We start from the raw sequence: 18452 nt of genomic DNA on the forward strand, positions 1-18452 counted from the left end.
CTTACATAAAACTTTTAATAAGTCCACTAGTAATTAAAGTCCAGCCATCTACCATTACAAAAAGAATAAGCTTAAACGGCAAAGATATCATTACGGGGGGCAACATTATCATACCCATAGCCATTAAAACAGAGGCAACAATAATATCTAAAACTATAAAAGGCAAAAATATTAAAATTCCCATCTTGAAAGCCACTTTAAGTTCATGTAAAATAAAAGCTGCAATTAACACATGCGTTGGTACTTCACTAAAATTTTTTGGTCGATCATAATTACTCATACTCATAAATAACCTAATCTCTTCATGACGCCCATCAGACATCTGCTTATACATAAAAATTCTAAGAGGAGCAATTCCTTTATTGTAAAATTCATCAAAATTTATTTTTGAATCTTTAAGGGGTAAATAAGCTTGTTTATATATAGAATTAAAAGTTGGCCACATAGTAAAAATGGTTAAAAATAAAGCCAATCCCATTACTATCTGAGTAGGAGGAGATTGTTGAAGAGATAAAGCACGCCTAATAAAATCTAAAACTATGGATATTCGCAAAAACGAAGTCATTAACACTAAAAACGCTGGAGAAAGAGTAATAATGGTTAATAGAATCAAAAGCTGCAAAGAAAAAGCTATCTCTGAACCGCCAATATTGTCAAAATTTAAAAATGGAAAATTAAGACCATTAGTGGTCTGAAAAGACTTTGTTTGAGCAAAAGATAAACTTGTTACACTAAAAAATAAAAAAAAAATAAAACACTTTCTCAAAATAAACCCTCTAAAATTTTTTTAATCTATCTTGTTTATCCTTAAGCGAAGTCTCAATTTTCTTCTCAAGTTTAACATAATCATTTCCAGCAAAAGGAATCTCTTCTTTTTTGAGCAATATTTTCTTAAAGATTGATTGAAAAGAATCTTTTTTAGCAGAATCATTAATTTTGCTAAGCCTGAGTTTTAAATCTTCCAGTTCTTCTTCAGATTTAATCTCTTTGAGTAAAGTAGAAGAATTGCTAGAAACCAAAAATATGTAAACATTGTCTAATATGTTTATGATTCTTATTGAGCTTTTAAAATCTATCTCGTAAAAAACAAGCTCCTTAATTACATTAGAATTTTGTTCATATTTGCTTTTTTTTGAATAAAAAATCAACTTCTTTAATAAGAAAAAGATAAAAAAAGCAATAAGTAAAAATAAAACTATTTTGGCCAAATCTGAAATATTAAAAAGAGAAACTGGCTGAGCACTATCATTGTTAGCAGGATTTGCCTTATCCTCTTCAAAGATTGGCAAGCTAGATTCATTCTCTAAATCGACAGATATTGAATTTACCTGCTCTTGTGAATCAGCATATGTAAAAAAATTAGAAAACGCTAAAAAAACCAAAAATAAAAATTTATTATTCATTTTTAGTTTTAATTATCTCAGTAATTCTAACTCCAAAATTTTCATCAATTACAACTACTTCTCCCCTGGCAACTATTTTACCATTTACTAAAATATCTACAGGCTCACCAGCAAGTTTATCAAGAGTAATAATCGTTCCCTCAGACATGCCAAGTATGTCTTTTATTTTGCGCTCTGTTCTTCCAAGCTCTACAGTGAGCTGCATAGAAACATCCATTAAAAGCCCAAAATTACTAGGATCAACTCCTTCTGGTAAAGTGTCAATTAAATCAGGAAGCTTAACCCCTTTTATTTCTGGCTTTTCTCCATTATCACTTTTTTCATCTACGCTCATAATTTAACCTCTTAATAATTTAAGTTTTAATAAATAAAATAACTATCACTCAACCTCTTCTGTAAGCTCTTTTAATAAATCAAAACCCTTTATGTCTCCAATTTTTTCTGTAATTTGTACTGAAACTTTATTCCCCATTAAACCCATTCTACATTTAAACTTTTCTTTAGTACCAACTTTCAAAGTTAAATCCTTATTTATTAGAGAAGATTCAAGATTTAAAACATCACCTTTGTCAAGCGATAAAATTTCTCTTACCTTAAGTTTAACTTCTCCTATTTCTGCTACCAAAGGCATCGCTGTATTTTCCAACTTTTCACGCAAAGCATCAAGATTCTCACTGGTAGTTCCAACTCCAATCAAAGAATGCCAATATCTTGTTGATAATTTTGAAACAATAGGTTCTATAGTAATATAAGGCAAACAAAAATTCATAAGCCCTTCTACTTTTCCTATTTTAACCTCAAGAGTAACTAAAATAATCATTTCTGTAGGAGGCACTATTTGAGCAAACTGTGGATTAACCTCAATATGCCCAAATCTTGGTCTTAAATCAACCACTTGAGACCAAGCCTCTCTCATATTAGCAAGTATACGAATAATAACACTTTCCATGACAGACTGCTCAATTTCTGTTAAATCTCTACTTTTATCTTTAATCGTATCTCCATCACCACCAAAAAGCCTGTCTACTATGGCAAATGCTATTGTCGGGTCAACTTCAAAAATAGCAGATCCTTTAAGAGGATCCATATTTATTATTGCCAAAGTTGTAGGGTTGGGTATTGACCTAATAAACTCTTCATAGGTTAATTGGTCAACTGAGGCTACATGAACATGAACCATTTTTCTTAAAAGAGCAGAAAGTGAAGTTGTAGTATACCTAGCGAATGCCTCATGAAAACTCGAAACTGTTCTAACTTGCTCTTTTGAAAATTTATCTGGTCTTTTAAAGTCATAAACCTTAACTTTTTGCTTTTTACCTGTGGGGCCAGATATAACATTAGAAAGGGATTCGTCTAAGGATAAACTTTCAGACGAATTAATAGACTCTAAAAGACTATCTATATCATCTTGAGATAAAGCTCCTGGATTGTTTGCCATTCAAAATTCCTTTAAATTTAAAATTCTTTTAAATTTATTACATATCAAAAATATCAATTTGAGTTAATGCTATTTCTTTTATTTCTCCATTTCTAAGAATACTATTAATTCTTGCCTTAATTTCTGCTTTTATTTGACTTTCATTCTTTATTTCTTGACCAGTTCTTTGGCTAAAATATTCTCTAATAATGTCTTTTAAGCGTACTTTTTGTCTTCCAAGTTCATTAAGAATATTAACATTATTTTCTGCATATCCTAAAGCAAGCTTTACAACAAAAGTTTTTGGAGGAACATCTAAAGTGTTACCTCTAATCTCATCTATACTTTCATACCATATAAGCATAGGCGGCTTTCCTAAGTATTCATTAGAAAAAACTGGAAAATCGCTAGGAGCTCCACTTTGGCTTACCACCATTTTAGACACAAAATAAGAAACAATTATCATTATTGCAACTGTAAATATTCCTATTGCAAGTATCTGTAAAATTTTTATTATAATATCAGGCAATAAACCGCCTTTTCTATTAACATTGGAATCCCCCATATCTAAATTGTCATCGTCTTTATTAGGCATAATAAAATCCCTCCTATTAATTTTCTTCTTTTAAAATTAAAAAGAATTACTTACTGCTTAATTTCCTTAGGGAAACTTAAAGATGCATCCGTAGTAATTAATATATCAATTCTTCTATTATAAGCTCTGCCCTCAGGGGTATCATCTGTTGCAATAGGCCTACTTCCACCAAAACCAGATACTTCAAAATTATTTTCAATGCTTTTAACATCAGATTGATCTAAATAGTTCAAAATATGTTCTAGCATATTAACAGATCTGGCGACTGAAAGCTCCCAATTACTTTTCCAAGGTCCATTTACATCAGTATCAATATTATCAGTATGCCCTTCTATTTTAAAATTATAGCCTCTAGAATTTAAAACACCAATAAAAGATGCTATTTTTTGAATAGAATCCCTATTCTCTTCAAGTTTAACATCTGCACTAGCAGAATCAAAAAATGCATCTGCTGCAAGAGATATCACAATACCTCTTTCTTCTTGTCTAACTAAAATATTTTTAGACTGAATCTTCTCAATAAATTCAATCATAGATTTATTTTTAGCGGTCTGAGATGCTTGTTTATTGCGCACAGAAGAGGGCAAAGACATAAAACTATTACTCAAATAAGATAATTTACTAAAATCTAAAGTTTTACCACCCTTAAAAAATCCCGCACCTGTGAAAGAAGCAGACATTATTCTTATCACATTTTCTTGAAAAATAATATCATTTAATGAAAACATTGTAACAAAAAACACAAGCAGCAAAGTAACCATGTCTCCATAAGTTACCATATAATCTGGAGATCCTTCATCACATTTTGAAGGTTTCTTAATTCGCAAAGCCATTATTCACCACCAATGCTACTATTAAGCTGACTTCGATCTTTGGGGGTTAAAAACGTCATTAATTTTTGCTCTAAAATTCTAGGATTATCTCCAGACTGAATTGATAAAACGCCCTCAATTATCATTGTCTTTACTGCAGCCTCCTCAGTATCAATTTTTTCCAACTTAAGTTGAACAGGAATAAACATTAAATTTGCCATTATAGTTCCATAAAGAGTTGTAATAAGGGCAACAGCCATAGAAGAACCAAGCGCAGATTTATCCTCTAGATTGCCAAGAAGAGCTACAAGCCCAATAAGAGTACCTGTCATACCAAAAGCTGGAGCAAGCTTTGCCCAAGTTTTAAAAAGATCTGAACCAACCTTATGTCTTTCTTGCATTTGATCAAGCTCTAAATAAAGCATAGTTCTAATTACCTCAGGATCTGCACCATCAACAACAAGCCTCATTCCTGACTTAAAAAATGGGTCATTAATTTGTTCAAGCTCATCATCAAGAGATAAAAGGCCTTCTTTTCTAGCCTTTTCTGAAAGCTCTACTAATATTTTTATAATAGAAACCTTAGCATATGAATTTCTTCTAAAGAAAAATCCTAAATACGTTGGAATTTTTTTTACAGCAACAACTTCTGAAGAAGCCATCAGAGCAGAAAAAGATCCAACAACAGTAATAAAAACAGAGCTTAAATCCCAAAAAACACCAAGTCCAGTGGGAGTAAATGCCATAGAAATTAAAATAGCTCCAAATCCAACTCCCCACCCAATTATACTAGCTAAATTCATAATTCAACGCCCCCATTTCCTTATCCTAAAATTTTTTCAAAAGAAGCAACTTCTTTCCTATATAACTTAATCCTATTGACCACCTCTTCAACTTTTTCTTTCACAACTAACTTCTTACCACTCATAAGAAGAATTGTAGTATCAGGATTAGCCTCAATACTTTCAATATGATAAGGATTTAAATAATATCCATCACCATTAAGCTTAGTTACAAAAATCATATGCTAAAAAACAATCTTAGATTAATTTTTCAATCTTACAAGTTCTTGCAATAATTGATCAGAAGTGGTAATAGTTTTGGCGTTCGCTTGAAATCCTCTTTGAGTCACTATCATATCTGTAAACTGCTCTGCAAGATCAACATTGGCCATTTCTAGAACACCAGATCTAATATCACCAAGTCCAGCAAGTCCAGTTTCGCCTATTCTAACTTGACCTGAATTGCTTGTTTCTACAAAATTAGTATCACCTGATTTTGCAAGTCCTCCGGGATTCATAAAAGAAGCAAGAGCAATCTTGCCAAGATCTCGTCTTATGCCATTTGAATAAATGCCAACTATAACACCATTTTGATCAATTTCATAATTTTCCATATATCCCATGCCATATCCATCTTGAATAATAGCCTTTGTGCTACTAGAATCAGCAAACTGAGTAATTGAATCAGTGTAACTTCCAACTGTTCCTAATTTCAAATTTACAGTTTGCTGCTCACCAGCTTCACCTACATTTGCGCCCAAAACATTAAATGTTATAGGAATTTGAAGAACATCTCCTTTTTGACCTGGTTGACCATTTAAAGACGCCAATGCTCCTTCATTGTCAAATCCAAGTGTAAAATTTGAATTTTGCTCACCATTTATTAATACTGTTGCATTCCATAAATTGGGTGTATTTAGATCTTTTACAACCCTAAGCTCAAGAACACTAACATTTCCAAAACTGTCATACAATGACTTATTGACAACCCAAGTTCCACGTGCAATATCTGCAGGACTTGCACCCTCTTGAATTAAAGGCAATCTTTTATCAAGATTACAAGCAAAAGTAACATTTTTGGTAGATTTTGCCCCCTCTTTATCTCCAATAGGAATAATCAGATCCTCAATATCAGAAGCTGTGTTGATAACCTTTTCACCTTCTAAATCTCTTGCCATCCAACCTTGAATTCGCATTCCATTTGCAGGATTTACAAGATGTCTATCAGAATCTACATCAAAAGCACCGGCTCTTGTATAAAATAAATTTTTACCTTCTTTTAAAATAAAAAATCCATTGCCACTAACCCCAAGATCAGATGCTTTTTGAGTGCTTTGAAAAGCTCCTTGAGTGTGAATAGTGTCAATTGAGGCAACATTCATGCCTAATCCAACTTGCTTGGGATTAGTCCCACCACGAGCATCAGTAGGACGAGAAGCTCCAGAAATAGACTGCGATATCATATCCTGAAAATTTACTCTTCCCTTTTTAAAGCCAATTGTATTTACATTAGCGATATTGTTACCAACAACATCCATTCTTGTTTGATGATTCTGAAGCCCAGAAACACCAGAATATAAAGACCTCATCATATAATTACTCCTCCAAACCTACCGATAAGATGTTCTTATATACATAATAATTACCATTAACCATAACTTGAGGTATTGCGCCTGTCTTAATGTTTGTAACACGACCTTCAACAATCTCCCCATCACCATGTTGAAATTTAATTACTTTGCCTAATAAATCCAAATCTTTTCTTATTCCTAAAGAAGATGAAAGTTTTTCAAATGACTTACTCATATTAGTCATTTGTTCAAGAGCAGAAAATTGCGCCATTTGAGCAATAAATTCTTTATCCTTCATTGGATTTGTAGGATCTTGATACCTAAGTTGAGTAATAAGTAACTTTAAAAAATCATCCTTGCCAAGATTAACCTTATTAGATATATTCTCAACATTAAAATCTGTTTTTTTTTTAACTTTACTACTAATATTTATAATATTTAAATTAGAAACATTTTCAATGCCATTCATTTTATTCATTTAACTACACCCTCTAAATAATTAAATTAACATTTTTATCTACATCGTAAGAAAATTCAACTTCTTCTTCAATTTGAAAAAATTTATTATAACCAAAATGAAAATTTTGATCCTTAGGGTCGTCTTTAAAATCTCCAGTAAAAGAATTTAAATTCTCACCTGCAAGAAAAAGATTTAAGCTAGCATTAAAACCACTCTCACCAAGCATTTTATTTAATGAATGCATATTTTGGTCAAAAAGCATTTTAACATTTTGATTATCCACTACGATCTTTCCCAATAAATTATTATTCGAATCAAGATTTAAATTAATTCGTATACTACCAAGCTCTTTGGGCTTTAAAACCAACTTAATCTCTCCTGTATTATTCGATTTTAACACAACTTTAGCTTTATCCACAATATTTTTATTAATCTTAAGATTCCACTCGGGCTTTAAACTGCTGACAAAATCAAAACCTTCAACCTCTTTAGAGTTTTTGATATTGTAATTAGCAAATTCTTCAACAAAGCCTTTTAAAGAATCGTTTGATATTTCTTTAACTTTATACTTATCAACAAAATTTTGACCATCAATTGCATTTAAGCTAAATTTTGAAAAAACAAAATCGTTGTGATCGCCATTATTCTTTTTGAAATTTTTCACATCAATGCTAATAACATTTTTTTCTTCCTTTTTATCATTCAAGCTTATCTGATTATAATAATCATCAATAAAAGCAGTTAAAAAATCAAAACCCAAAAAAGAACTCAAATTATCAAAAGTTAAACAAAGTCTTTCGATTTTTTCAAAAAATTTTTCTTTACCTAGAAAATCAAAATTGGATGATAAGCTTTCTTTAATGCTATTTAAACCTAAACCTTCAAAATCTAAAAAAACACTCATTCTAGCAATCAAAGATTTCAAATCAGAAACAAAAGCCTCATTATCAAGTTTTTTAAAAAAAAGGGATTTATTTAAAGGTGATTTTTTAAAATTTTTAGCAATAAGCCCATTGTCTTTAAAAAAATTTAAAAAATCAAATATCATAAATCTTGCTTTGGCTAATTTTTTAGATTCAGAAGACATAACATTTAAAAAAGGGCTTGCATTTTCTCTAGATTCCATTTTAGAAACATTTAAATTTAGCCCTTTAATTGTATTCAAAAGATTTAATTTGTTACCATAAGCTTTACTTAAATTTAATAAATTATTCATATACACACTACTCCAATGAACTAACAGACATTTTTCTAATCAATATAGCAGCTTTTTTAGAATCCATAAGAGATAACCAATAAGGAACAATCGATAAACGACCTTCTTTTTTTGAAAGCTCTTCAATTTTCCGCATATAAGATATTGCAAGCTCAGGATTTAAATCTTCAAGCCGCTTAACAGCATCTTCTGGTGGCATATTCATTAAATATACAGCTGTTTGCAAAATATTTGCTTCCTCATCATTATATTTATTTATAATGTCATCTATTATTTTTTGTTTTAAATCTAAATCTTTCTGCTTTTGCTTAAGCTCAAATTCAAGTTTATTTAAGCTATCTTCTTTTAACTTTAAATCTTCTTTAAGCTTTTCAATCTGTTGATTCTTAATATCAATAGCTTCTCTTTCCTTTACAAGTCTAGCTTCATCAAGAATTATATTAGAATTATGATCAAAGACCAGAGAAGTTTCTCCTAAAAGCTTAGTTCTTACAAATTCAGGGAAATATCTTTTAGTATTATACATTCCAATAAAATCAATAAAGAATAATACAAAGAAAAATAAAATAACAATTAAAAATAACAAAAAAAATGCCCTAAAAAAGAACGATAAAAAATTATACACTTTCATTCCTTATATTTTGACAAACTTTATAATTTACATGCTCATCTAGCAATAAGCTTTCTTTTTTTTCTCTATTTTTAATTATAGAATCATTTAAAGTTTTTATTAATATTTTAATCTTTTTTTCTTGTCTATATTTATCCACATAAATATCATAATACTCGTTATACTGCTTTCTAAGCTCTTCAAGAATTTTAAAATTTTGAGCTTTTTTATAATTTAAACAGTCTATATAACCTCTTATGTAAAGATCATCAAAGCCATTCAAGTTTTTTAAAAGATTAGAAATTCCATTTGAAAACTGATTTATTTTTGAAATTTTCTTATTTATATTCATTAAGTCTCTCTCGCTTAGCTTTCGAAAATAGGTTCTAATCGTTAATACTCTATTAAGCTTTTGTTTTCTAAAGTTTAAATCATTCAAGATAATATTTCCTTTATTTCATCTTCTAAATTTTCAAAATCAAATGTTTCATTTATTCCTTGAGAAATAAAATCAATAATCTTAGGATACTTGGAAATTGCAAAATCAACATCCTTATTAGATCCTTTAAGATAAATTCCTGTTCTAATAAGATCTTCATAATCTTTATAAATAGACAATAAATTTCTAGCTTTCATTATTAATTTTTGTTTTTCTAGGCTCATTATTCTATGAATAGACCTTGAAGTTGAACTTAAAACATTTATTGAAGGATAAATTCCCCTGTCAAACAAATCTCTGTCTAAAATAATATGACCATCCAAAACAGCCTTAATATTATCGGCTACAGGCTCTGTAAAATCATCTCCCTCAACAAGAACAGTATAAAACCCAGTAACACTTCCCCCATTACCATTAAAACCTGATCTCTCAAGTAAAATTGGAATTTCAACAAAAACAGAAGGCGGATAACCTTTAGCTACCGGAGGCTCTCCTAAAGAAAGAGACATTTCTCTTTTAGCATTTGCAAACCTAGTAATAGAATCAAAAAGCAAAACCACATCTTTACCTTGCTCTCTAAAGTATTCTGCTATCATGGTAGCAACATAAGCACCCTTATACCTTGAAATGGGCGATTCATCAGAAGTTGAAACAACTAAAACACTTTTTTTTAAACGCTCTTCACCAAGTTCATGTTCAATAAACTCATTAAGCTCTCGACCCCTTTCTCCAATAAAAGCAATAACGTTTACATCTGCACTTGAATTTTTTGCAATCATACCAAGCAAAGTAGATTTACCAACGCCAGAGCCAGAAAAAATACCAACTCTTTGCCCTTTTGCAACTGGCAAAAACCCATCAAGAACTTTAACTCCTGTTAATATTTGATCTTCAAAAATACTTCTACTAATTGGATTAATTTTTTCAAAAATTAACTCTTTATAACTATTGTTCAAAAATGGCCCTTTATTATCAATGGGTCTACCAAGAGAATCAATAACTCTACCCAAAAGCTCATCACTAAGATTTATCTCTAACCCTTTGTTTAAAGAATAAACTTTATTTCCAACTTCAATACCACTAAATCCTTCATAAGCCATGAGGCTAACATAAGGACCATTAAATCCTAAAACCTCTGCACATACCTTTTTACCATTTCTTTGGGCAATTAAACACAAATCTCCAATGGCGCACTGAGGCCCTAAACTTTCAACCAAAAGACCTTTTATTTTCTGTACCCTGCCAACAAAAGAAACAGTTTCAACATCATCTACTTGTCTTAAATAATTTTCAAAAAAATTGCTCACTAAAATTCCTTTAGATACTTAACTTAATAGAGAAAAATTTTTAAACTTTTCCTCTATTTTATCAAGTTGAGAAGAAATGCGCGCATCAATCTCTCCAAAATTAGTTTCAATTATACAACCACCTTTGCCTATGTTGGGATCCTCTATGATCTCTAAATTTTCTATAATATCAAATCTAGAAATAAAATCACTTTTTTTATGCCTAATAATATCTAAATCATCAAGATTTACGCGAATGGTAATATGTGTTTTATCTTTTACTCTTTTTAAAGCCTCATTAACATTTTCCAAGACAATATCTTTTTGAGAATCTGTAATTCTCTTAATAACCTTAATTGCAATTTGCATAACAAGACTTACTATTTGGTCGCTCGAAGATTCAAGAATGCTTTTCCTTTCGGCAATCAAAGATGCTATTATGGCATGTAATTTTCTCATAACTTTGTCAAAATCTTCAAAACCACTTTCATAACCTTTGCTATATCCCTCTTCCCTGCCTTTAGCTATTGCCATATCAAGATCTGTTTTTAATTTTTCTTCATACTCTCTTACTAATCTTTCAATCTCAGCATTAGATTCAGTCTCAATAGATTCTTTCTTATAAATAGCTTCTCTTTGCAAAATATCTGCTTCTTGTTTGGCCGCCTCTAATACTTCATTGGCCCTTACCTTAGCCTCTTCAATAAGCCGCTTAGATTCAATTTGAACTTCCTCTTTGGCAAGCTCTTGCCTTTTAGCAAGCTCTTCTTCAAGTCGTAATTTTTCATCTCTTAAAAGTTGCAACTCTTCTTTAAGATTGGAGATTTGACTATCTATGTCGTAAACTCTGCTTTCCTTCTCCTTGATCTCTAAAGATTGAAAAACAGGCTTTGCTATTTCAACAAACTCAAACTTTACTAAATTATCAACTTCTGATGATTTATATAAAACCTTAGGCAAACAAAACTCCTTTATCAGACAAGCACATCTTCTTCACCACCTCTTGAAATAACTATTTCTCCCTGTTCTTCTAATTTTCTAATAAGAGAAACAATTTTTTGCTGCGATTCTTCAACATCTTTTCGCCTAGTAGGTCCCAAAAATTCCATATCCTCCTTAAGCATTGAAGCCGCTCTTTTTGACATGTTTTTGAAAATTTTTTCTTGGACAGGAATATCTACAGATTTTAAAGCTTTTGCTAACTCTTGACCATCTATTTCTCTTAAAACTCTTTGTATAGATCTATCATCAAGCAAAACTATATCCTCAAATACAAACATTTTTTTCTTAATCTCTTCTGCAAGCTCCGGATCTTCTTCTTCAAGAGATTCAATAATAAACTTCTCTGTCTTTCTATCAGCCATATTAATTATCTCAACAACATTGTCAACTCCTCCTGCTGATGTATAATCTTCTGAAGAAAGAGAAGCTAGTTTTTTCTCAAGAACTCTCTCAACCTCTCTTACAACCTCAGGAGAAGTTCTATCCATTAATGCAATTCTTCTTGCAACATTGGTTTGTACCTCTGTAGGTAAACTAGAGAGAATAAAAGAAGCCTTTTGAGGATCAAGATATGAAAGAATTAAAGCAATTGTTTGGGGATGTTCTTGCTGAATAAAGTTTAAAATATTTGCAGGATCTGCTCTTCTTACAAATTCAAAGGGTCTAGACTGTAAAGCAGAACCCAAATTATTAATAATATCAACTGCTTTTTGAGTCCCAAGAGATTTTTCAAGAAGCTCTCTTGCATAATCAATTCCGCCCTTTTGAATAAATTCTTGAGCCATCATCAATTCTTTAAACTCTAAAAGAACATTGTCTTTAAGCTCAGAAGTAATTGTCTCAAGCTTTGCTATCTCAAATGTCAAAGACTCTATCTCTTCTTGAGAAAGATACTTAAACACTTTAGAAGAGATTTCAGAACCTATTGAAACCAACAAAATGGCAGCCTTTTGCTTGCCTGTTAAAGCAGAAACATCCAAAATCTCCTTTTCTTTTTTTTCTTCCATATCAATTACTACCTTTTACGCATTTTTCAAAAGCCATGTTCTTATAAGCTTAGCAACATCTTCTGGCTTTTCTCTGGCTAAAAGCTCAGCATTGCTTTGAAGCTCATCGCCTTCTCTAATCCCACCAACAACATCATCAACGCCAATATCATCACCACCATCCATCAAAGCTTGTTGACGTCTTAAATGCGCTTGTTTTGCCAATTCCTCTTCTCTAAGACGTCTTCGTCTTTCAAGTTCCCTAGAAATAGCAAAAAATATCGTAAATACCAAAATTAATAATGAAAATACTATACTTGCAATAAATAAAAAATATTTAAACCTTTCACTTGCAAAATAATTTTCATCTATTTCTCTAAATTCATTCATACGATCAAAAGATATATTTCTAACTGTTATTGAATCACCTCTTTCTGGCTTATACTCAAAAGAACTTTGCAAAACATCTTCAATACTTTTGATTTCTTCTAATGCCATAGGCTTATATTCTCTTTTTCTCATTCCATTTTCTATTACGAAATTTCCCTTCTCATCGTACACAAAATTCCAAATACCATCCACGAAAATACCAAGAGAAACACCTACAATCCTAGCAGGCTCTTTTTCACTTGTAGATTTTTTTTCATTTAAAGCAACATTTTTGATCTCTTGAGACTCATTATATTTGCCAGTAATATCACTTAAATCCTGATATTCGGGCGGAGTATTTCCTTCCTGCCCAGGGGGTCCCCAAGGACTATATCCTTGCCCCTGATATTCTTTTTTTTGAGTCTGAGAAGATATAATAGTTGAATCACTTACTTTCCTGGTATTATAAGAAGCTTTTGGATCTTGGGATTGAAGCTCAATAGGAGCATACTCTTTGAACTCTGTGGTTTCTTTTGAAGTATCAAGTTTTACATTTACTCTTGCTATCATAAATCTATCAACAGACAAAACCTTACTTAATGCAGAATTGATTTCACCCCTAAGCATAGCTTCATACTTAAGCTTTAACTTACGTTCTTTTTCTGCTAAGTCTATTCTATCTATTCCATCTAAATTAGAAAAATCATTTAAGATAGTTCCGCTATTATCAACAATAGCAATATTATCAGATTCAAGACCTTCAATGGCATACTGAATAAGTTTAATAAGTCCTTCAACTTTTTTTCTGTTGGTAATAATATCAGAACCGGGTCTTGGAGTAATTCTAACAGATGCCTTAACAGGCTCTTGAGACTCTTTAAAAAGAGCTTTCTCGGGCATAACAAGATTTACACTAACAGCATCAACATCATCTAAAGCCAAAATATGTTGTTCAACCGCTCTTGTAATAGATCTTCTTAGATTAATGCTTCTTTCAAAATCAGTAATGGTCCATCTATCAATATCAAACAAAGCCCATGGATCCATATGAACGGGTACAAGCTCTTCTCTGACAAGAATTGCTCTCATTTTTTTTGCAAGCTTTTCGTCATCTAAATAAATTTTTCCATCGGAACTCAAAAAATACTTAACATTTTCTCTATCAAGTCTTTGCGATATCCTATCTAGGAGATATTGATCTTTAATTTCAACTCCAAAAAGAGCAATACTTTGACTTTTAGTAGAAAACCCTATTAAAAAAACAAGCGCAAGAATCACAAAAAAAATAATCAATCCCAGGGCTATTTTCTGAACCGTACTAGCTTTTTTGAAGATTCCTTTAGCTGAAACAAAAAAATTAGTAAAAAAATTGCTCAAAATCTTATGGCTCCTTAACGAACATTGATTATATCTTGATAAGCCTTAACACCTCTTTCAACAACGGCCTTTAAAATGCTTAAATTCATATTTGCCTTAGACATCGCTATTACAACATCATGAACATCAATGCTACTAGGCCTAAGAATAGCTTGTTCTGTAACTTTAGAAACATCTAATTGGCTTTTGTTGACATCAGTAATCGAATTTATTAAAACATCCTTAAAAGTTTTAATATCATTGTCTTTGGCATTACTTTTAGAACTAAAAATATTTACATCAAAATGCAAAGGATTTTTTTTAACCAAATTAATATTATTTTCTGTAAAAAAAGCATCTATTCTCACCAATGATCTCTCCTTTAGCCTTGAAGTATAGCTAACGCGCTTCTAAACATAGACTTACTACTATTGATGACAGTAGAATTTGCCTCGTAAGCACGAGAAGCTGAAATCATATCTACCATTTCTTCAACTAAATTAACATTGGGAAGCTCCACATAACCTTTTTTATCCCCAGAACTTATTGAATCGGGATGAGTTGGATCATATTTTAACTTTAATGGAGATTTATCTTTTTCAATGCTAGCAACCCTAACACCTTGACCAATGCCATTATCAAGATAATCTGGAATAAAAGGCCCTTTCCAATAAGGATTATTAATCCTTGGTGCAAAAATAATCCTTTGCCTTCTGTAGGGTCCACCATCAGGAGTTCTAGAAGTAGAAACATTTGCAATATTATTAGAAATAACATCAATCCTTAACCTTTGCGCTGTTAATCCCGTTGAAGCTACATTAATGCTTGAAAACAATCCCATTTTATATTCCTTAAGATATTAATTTATTTTAATACAATATTTATACTTTTAAAATAATGCGCCTGAACATTAGTCATAAGATGATACATCATTTGGTTTTGTACAAGTGCCTTAACCTCAGAATCAATATCAACATTATTGCCATTATTATTCATAGTTGAAAAATGATCAAGAACTCTGTGAGGCTTGATATCTGAATACTTTAGATTTTTAAACCCAGACAAGTGCTTATCACTAGACTTAATTAAGTTTAGATCATTTTTATCTTTATTTAAAAAAGCCTTTTCAAGCTCTGCTTCAAAAGAAATTTTACTTCTTTTGAAATTTGGAGTATCTACATTTGCTATATTGTCAGAAATAACACTTTGTCTTAAGCTTAGAACATCTAAATATCTATGTGAAAAATCTACAGATCTTTCAAAATCATTCAAATTAAAACCCCCCTCTGTTTAAAATTGCTTTTAACTAAATTATATAATAATTTAAATCTTTTTGTTCGTTAATTTGTATTTTTTTATTAACATAGTCCAAGTTTATTTCAAATTTTTTCAACTTACTACCAGGCACTTCAAAAAAAAGATCTGCAAGCACTCTTTCCATAACGCCATGAAGCCTTCTGGCGCCAAGATTTTCACTCTCAAGATTCATATTAAAAGTAAGCTCTGCAATTCTATCTATGGCCTCTTCGCTAAACTTTAAATCTAAATTATAAACCTTAAACATCGCAACATATTGTTTTATTAAAGAATTTTTTGTTTGTTTTAAAATTTTTTTCAAATCGTCTATGCTTAGACTTTTAAGTTCAACCTTAATAGGAAATCTTCCTTGAAGCTCGGGTATTAAATCAGAAGGTTTGGCCAAATTAAATGCTCCTGCTGCAATAAATAAAATATGAGAAGTATCAACTATTCCATATTTCGTATTAACCTTAGAGCCTTCAATAATTGGCAAAATATCTCTTTGAACTCCTTCTCTGGATACATCATTGCCACTCCTATTCTTAGCAGCTATCTTATCGATCTCATCAATAAAAATAATTCCCATATTTTCAACTTTAGATTTTGCAATATCTGAAATGTTTTCGTGATCTACCAATTTTTCAAGCTCTTCTGCTAATATTATTTCCTTTGCCTTTTTAATCTTCAATTCTCTTTTCTTTTTTCTATCAAATATATTGCCCAGCAACCCGCCAATTCCCATATCAATTTCTTCAAAATTACCACCCGTAAATATTTCTATTGTAGAAAATGGCATTTTACTAGAAATTTGTATTTCAATAGTAGTATTATCAAGCTCACCTGCTCTAAGCTTTTTCCTAAGTTTATCTTTTACCTTTTCTTCTGCCTTTATTTCATTTGGATCCATATTTTCAGAATTACCAGATCCTTTAAAAAGACTATCAACTATTCTCTCCTCTGTTCTTACTAAAGCATCATCTCTTACGGTGCTATACATCTCTTCTTTTACCATATTAACTGCAATGCCCATTAAATCTCTAACCATAGATTCAACATCACGACCAACATAACCAACCTCAGTATATTTTGTAGCCTCAACTTTAATAAAAGGAGCTTTAATTAATTTAGAAAGTCTTCTCGCAATCTCGGTCTTCCCAATGCCAGTTGATCCAATCATAATAATGTTTTTGGGCATTACTTCATCTTTTATTTCTTTTGGAAGCCTAGATCTTATATATCTATTAACAAGAGCAATTGATACTAATTTTTTAGCTTCGTCTTGACCTATTATATATTTATCAAGTTCTGCAACTACATCTTTGGGAACTATATAGTGCTCTTCTAATTTATTCATTTTTAATCTCCTCAAGCACAATGTTAGAATTAGTATATATACACACTCTTGCTGCTATTTTTAAAGATCTAAGTGCAACCTCAAAAGCACTTAATTTTTTGTTCTCCATATAAGCAAGAGCTGCTGAATATGCATAATTGCCACCACTACCAATTGAAATAACATCCTCTTCAGGCTCAACAACATCACCAGTACCAGAAATCAAAAGAATATTGTTAGAATCAGCAACAAGCATCATAGCCTCAAGCTTATGAAGTATTTTGTCAGAACGCCAATCTTTTGCAAGGTCAACAGCCGCCCTTTTAATGTCAATCAAGCCATCACCTTTTGCTTTGATTTTTTCTTCAAATTTTTCAAAAAGAGTAATTGCATCAGATGTTGAACCTGCAAATCCTGCCAAAATTTTCCCATTAAGCAATTTTCGTATTTTAATAGCATTACTCTTTAAAACAGTATGTCCAAAAGTTACTTGTCCATCTGCTGCCACCACAGTCTTACCATTTTTTTTTATTGCAATAACTGTGGTTCCTTTAAAACCCATATTACCCCCTATTTATATACTTCTTTTAAAAGTTCTCCAATAAGAACATCAGATACATTTTTGCAATCACAACACTCTTTAGAATCATCTTCAATATTATTGGAATCTACATATTTAATATTTAATAAAGCATAAAGATCCTTAACGGTTTTTATCTCTTGAGCACCAAAATCATGCAATTTTACAGCACCATCGCCACAAAAATCTAAATCATAAACATAAACATCAAGTCCTAAGTCAAGACCAAGTTCAGCTGTAATTAAAGCTCCTGATTTTAAAGGCGCATAAGTTATAAAAATAGCATCTGAAAGACCTGAAATCAATCTATTTCTTTTAGCAAAAAAATAATTTTGAATTTTATCAAATGGCAAAGTCTCGGTAATTATTCCTCCGCCTTGTTCTAAAAGCTTGAAAACATATTTTCTATTTTGCTTAGGATAAATATTATCAATATCTGTTGGAATAACAGCAAATGTTCTCTTATTCTCATTTATTGCTGCTATATGAGCTTCAATATCTGCTCCAATTGCAAATCCAGAAACAATCTCTACACCATTTTTCGCAAGATGTGAAGAAAATTCTCTTGTTCTATCAGCAAGAGTCTTGCTAATTTTTCTAGAACCAACAACAGCCCAGGACAATGAAGAACAATCTGGCAAATTGCCTTTGTAGTAAATAGCAAAAGGAGGGTCATAAATTCTTTTAAGCTTATTGGGATAAAACTTAGATCCCAGAATAGCAACTTTGGCCTTTGTCCTTTGAATAACTTTTTCTTGCAATTCTACTAATTTTAGATCAGGCAACCTAAACAATCTTCTAAATGATTTTAGAAGATAAGACTCAATGTCCTTCTGAGTCAATTTAATAACATCATTAAAATCAAAATTATTAAAAAGTTTTAATTTTTCTTTACCTTTTAAAAATTTTAAATTATCAATATAAAGCAATTTCATC

Annotated in this window: 23 protein-coding genes; all 23 read right to left on the reverse strand. The window is 31.0% G+C overall.

Features of this window, described 5'->3' with window-relative positions; genetic code table 11:
• Position 1: 1 nt before the first annotated feature.
• The 23 genes from fliP to dprA are packed head-to-tail and all read right to left on the reverse strand — an operon-like array spanning position 2 to position 18451.
• The gene (gene fliP / locus QIA00_RS01365; RefSeq protein WP_316257027.1) at positions 2-766 is read right to left on the reverse strand and encodes a flagellar type III secretion system pore protein FliP; all 765 of its coding nucleotides are present in this window, start codon (positions 764-766) and stop codon (positions 2-4) included.
• 10 nt (positions 767-776) lie between these two features.
• Positions 777-1403, reverse strand: a complete 627-nt coding sequence (locus QIA00_RS01370) for a flagella biosynthesis regulatory protein FliZ (protein WP_316257028.1) — start codon at positions 1401-1403, stop codon at positions 777-779.
• A complete protein-coding gene (gene fliN, locus QIA00_RS01375) occupies positions 1396-1737 on the reverse strand; it encodes a flagellar motor switch protein FliN (protein WP_014023523.1) in 342 nt (113 codons plus the stop codon). Before fliN ends, QIA00_RS01370 begins: the two co-directional genes overlap by 8 nt.
• A gap of 45 nt (positions 1738-1782) precedes the next feature.
• Positions 1783-2841 (reverse strand): flagellar motor switch protein FliM, encoded by a 1059-nt coding sequence (gene fliM / locus QIA00_RS01380; RefSeq protein WP_316257029.1) that lies wholly within the window; start codon positions 2839-2841, stop codon positions 1783-1785.
• A gap of 37 nt (positions 2842-2878) precedes the next feature.
• The gene (fliL, locus tag QIA00_RS01385) at positions 2879-3415 is read right to left on the reverse strand and encodes a flagellar basal body-associated protein FliL (RefSeq protein WP_231014249.1); all 537 of its coding nucleotides are present in this window, start codon (positions 3413-3415) and stop codon (positions 2879-2881) included.
• A 50-nt stretch (positions 3416-3465) separates the two neighbouring features.
• Positions 3466-4248 carry a flagellar motor protein MotB gene (gene motB / locus QIA00_RS01390; RefSeq protein ID WP_316257031.1) on the reverse strand — a complete coding sequence of 261 codons (783 nt, stop codon included), beginning with the start codon at positions 4246-4248 and terminating at the stop codon, positions 3466-3468.
• Complete coding sequence (locus QIA00_RS01395) at positions 4248-5030, reverse strand: motility protein A (RefSeq protein ID WP_316257033.1); 783 nt, start codon at positions 5028-5030, stop codon at positions 4248-4250. Before QIA00_RS01395 ends, motB begins: the two co-directional genes overlap by 1 nt.
• 20 nt (positions 5031-5050) lie before the next feature.
• Positions 5051-5251, reverse strand: coding sequence for a flagellar FlbD family protein (locus QIA00_RS01400; protein WP_316257035.1), 201 nt, complete (start codon positions 5249-5251; stop codon positions 5051-5053).
• Between the two features lie 21 nt (positions 5252-5272).
• Positions 5273-6601 carry a flagellar hook protein FlgE gene (flgE, locus tag QIA00_RS01405; RefSeq protein WP_316257037.1) on the reverse strand — a complete coding sequence of 443 codons (1329 nt, stop codon included), beginning with the start codon at positions 6599-6601 and terminating at the stop codon, positions 5273-5275.
• 4 nt (positions 6602-6605) lie between these two features.
• Complete coding sequence (gene flgD / locus QIA00_RS01410; protein ID WP_316257038.1) at positions 6606-7058, reverse strand: flagellar hook assembly protein FlgD; 453 nt, start codon at positions 7056-7058, stop codon at positions 6606-6608.
• Positions 7059-7071: 13 nt separating this feature from the next.
• Complete coding sequence (locus QIA00_RS01415; RefSeq protein WP_316257039.1) at positions 7072-8256, reverse strand: flagellar hook-length control protein FliK; 1185 nt, start codon at positions 8254-8256, stop codon at positions 7072-7074.
• A 7-nt stretch (positions 8257-8263) separates the two neighbouring features.
• On the reverse strand, positions 8264-8881 hold the full coding sequence (locus QIA00_RS01420; protein ID WP_316257041.1) for a periplasmic-type flagellar collar protein FlbB: 618 nt from the start codon (positions 8879-8881) through the stop codon (positions 8264-8266).
• A complete protein-coding gene (locus QIA00_RS01425) occupies positions 8874-9305 on the reverse strand; it encodes a flagellar protein FlbA (RefSeq protein ID WP_316257043.1) in 432 nt (143 codons plus the stop codon). Before QIA00_RS01425 ends, QIA00_RS01420 begins: the two co-directional genes overlap by 8 nt.
• A complete protein-coding gene (fliI, locus tag QIA00_RS01430) occupies positions 9302-10612 on the reverse strand; it encodes a flagellar protein export ATPase FliI (protein ID WP_316257045.1) in 1311 nt (436 codons plus the stop codon). Before fliI ends, QIA00_RS01425 begins: the two co-directional genes overlap by 4 nt.
• An 18-nt stretch (positions 10613-10630) precedes the next feature.
• Entirely contained in the window at positions 10631-11551 is a 921-nt protein-coding gene (gene fliH, locus QIA00_RS01435) for a flagellar assembly protein FliH (RefSeq protein ID WP_316257046.1), read from the reverse strand.
• A gap of 14 nt (positions 11552-11565) precedes the next feature.
• The gene (fliG, locus tag QIA00_RS01440) at positions 11566-12600 is read right to left on the reverse strand and encodes a flagellar motor switch protein FliG (RefSeq protein ID WP_002556889.1); all 1035 of its coding nucleotides are present in this window, start codon (positions 12598-12600) and stop codon (positions 11566-11568) included.
• A gap of 15 nt (positions 12601-12615) precedes the next feature.
• The gene (fliF, locus tag QIA00_RS01445; protein ID WP_316257047.1) at positions 12616-14325 is read right to left on the reverse strand and encodes a flagellar basal-body MS-ring/collar protein FliF; all 1710 of its coding nucleotides are present in this window, start codon (positions 14323-14325) and stop codon (positions 12616-12618) included.
• Positions 14326-14339: 14 nt separating this feature from the next.
• Positions 14340-14675: a flagellar hook-basal body complex protein FliE gene (gene fliE / locus QIA00_RS01450; RefSeq protein ID WP_316257049.1), complete on the reverse strand. Its 336-nt coding sequence runs from the start codon at positions 14673-14675 to the stop codon at positions 14340-14342.
• 11 nt (positions 14676-14686) lie between these two features.
• The gene (flgC, locus tag QIA00_RS01455) at positions 14687-15145 is read right to left on the reverse strand and encodes a flagellar basal body rod protein FlgC (protein ID WP_316257051.1); all 459 of its coding nucleotides are present in this window, start codon (positions 15143-15145) and stop codon (positions 14687-14689) included.
• Between the two features lie 23 nt (positions 15146-15168).
• Positions 15169-15576: a flagellar basal body rod protein FlgB gene (gene flgB, locus QIA00_RS01460; protein ID WP_316257052.1), complete on the reverse strand. Its 408-nt coding sequence runs from the start codon at positions 15574-15576 to the stop codon at positions 15169-15171.
• Positions 15577-15610: 34 nt separating this feature from the next.
• On the reverse strand, positions 15611-16957 hold the full coding sequence (gene hslU / locus QIA00_RS01465; RefSeq protein WP_301427114.1) for an HslU--HslV peptidase ATPase subunit: 1347 nt from the start codon (positions 16955-16957) through the stop codon (positions 15611-15613).
• On the reverse strand, positions 16950-17498 hold the full coding sequence (gene hslV / locus QIA00_RS01470) for an ATP-dependent protease subunit HslV (protein ID WP_231014126.1): 549 nt from the start codon (positions 17496-17498) through the stop codon (positions 16950-16952). Before hslV ends, hslU begins: the two co-directional genes overlap by 8 nt.
• Before the next feature lie 8 nt (positions 17499-17506).
• Positions 17507-18451 (reverse strand): DNA-processing protein DprA, encoded by a 945-nt coding sequence (gene dprA / locus QIA00_RS01475; protein ID WP_316257652.1) that lies wholly within the window; start codon positions 18449-18451, stop codon positions 17507-17509.
• Position 18452: the final 1 nt, after the last annotated feature.

Source organism: Borreliella americana (assembly GCF_032595795.2).
GTDB classification, from domain to species: domain Bacteria; phylum Spirochaetota; class Spirochaetia; order Borreliales; family Borreliaceae; genus Borreliella; species Borreliella americana.

Excerpts from the sequence above, each read along its gene's own strand:
- dprA (WP_316257652.1), bottom strand. The coding sequence starts at position 18,451 with ATGAAATTGCTTTATATTGATAATTTAAAATTTTTAAAAGGTAAAGAA.
- flgD (WP_316257038.1), bottom strand. The coding sequence starts at position 7,058 with ATGAATAAAATGAATGGCATTGAAAATGTTTCTAATTTAAATATTATA.
- flgC (WP_316257051.1), bottom strand. The coding sequence starts at position 15,145 with ATGGGATTGTTTTCAAGCATTAATGTAGCTTCAACGGGATTAACAGCG.
- flgE (WP_316257037.1), bottom strand. The coding sequence starts at position 6,601 with ATGATGAGGTCTTTATATTCTGGTGTTTCTGGGCTTCAGAATCATCAA.
- hslU (WP_301427114.1), bottom strand. The coding sequence starts at position 16,957 with ATGAATAAATTAGAAGAGCACTATATAGTTCCCAAAGATGTAGTTGCA.
- QIA00_RS01395 (WP_316257033.1), bottom strand. The coding sequence starts at position 5,030 with ATGAATTTAGCTAGTATAATTGGGTGGGGAGTTGGATTTGGAGCTATT.
- hslV (WP_231014126.1), bottom strand. The coding sequence starts at position 17,498 with ATGGGTTTTAAAGGAACCACAGTTATTGCAATAAAAAAAAATGGTAAG.
- fliL (WP_231014249.1), bottom strand. The coding sequence starts at position 3,415 with ATGCCTAATAAAGACGATGACAATTTAGATATGGGGGATTCCAATGTT.
- fliG (WP_002556889.1), bottom strand. The coding sequence starts at position 12,600 with ATGGAAGAAAAAAAAGAAAAGGAGATTTTGGATGTTTCTGCTTTAACA.
- QIA00_RS01370 (WP_316257028.1), bottom strand. The coding sequence starts at position 1,403 with ATGAATAATAAATTTTTATTTTTGGTTTTTTTAGCGTTTTCTAATTTT.
- fliN (WP_014023523.1), bottom strand. The coding sequence starts at position 1,737 with ATGAGCGTAGATGAAAAAAGTGATAATGGAGAAAAGCCAGAAATAAAA.
- motB (WP_316257031.1), bottom strand. The coding sequence starts at position 4,248 with ATGGCTTTGCGAATTAAGAAACCTTCAAAATGTGATGAAGGATCTCCA.
- QIA00_RS01415 (WP_316257039.1), bottom strand. The coding sequence starts at position 8,256 with ATGAATAATTTATTAAATTTAAGTAAAGCTTATGGTAACAAATTAAAT.
- QIA00_RS01400 (WP_316257035.1), bottom strand. The coding sequence starts at position 5,251 with ATGATTTTTGTAACTAAGCTTAATGGTGATGGATATTATTTAAATCCT.
- fliM (WP_316257029.1), bottom strand. The coding sequence starts at position 2,841 with ATGGCAAACAATCCAGGAGCTTTATCTCAAGATGATATAGATAGTCTT.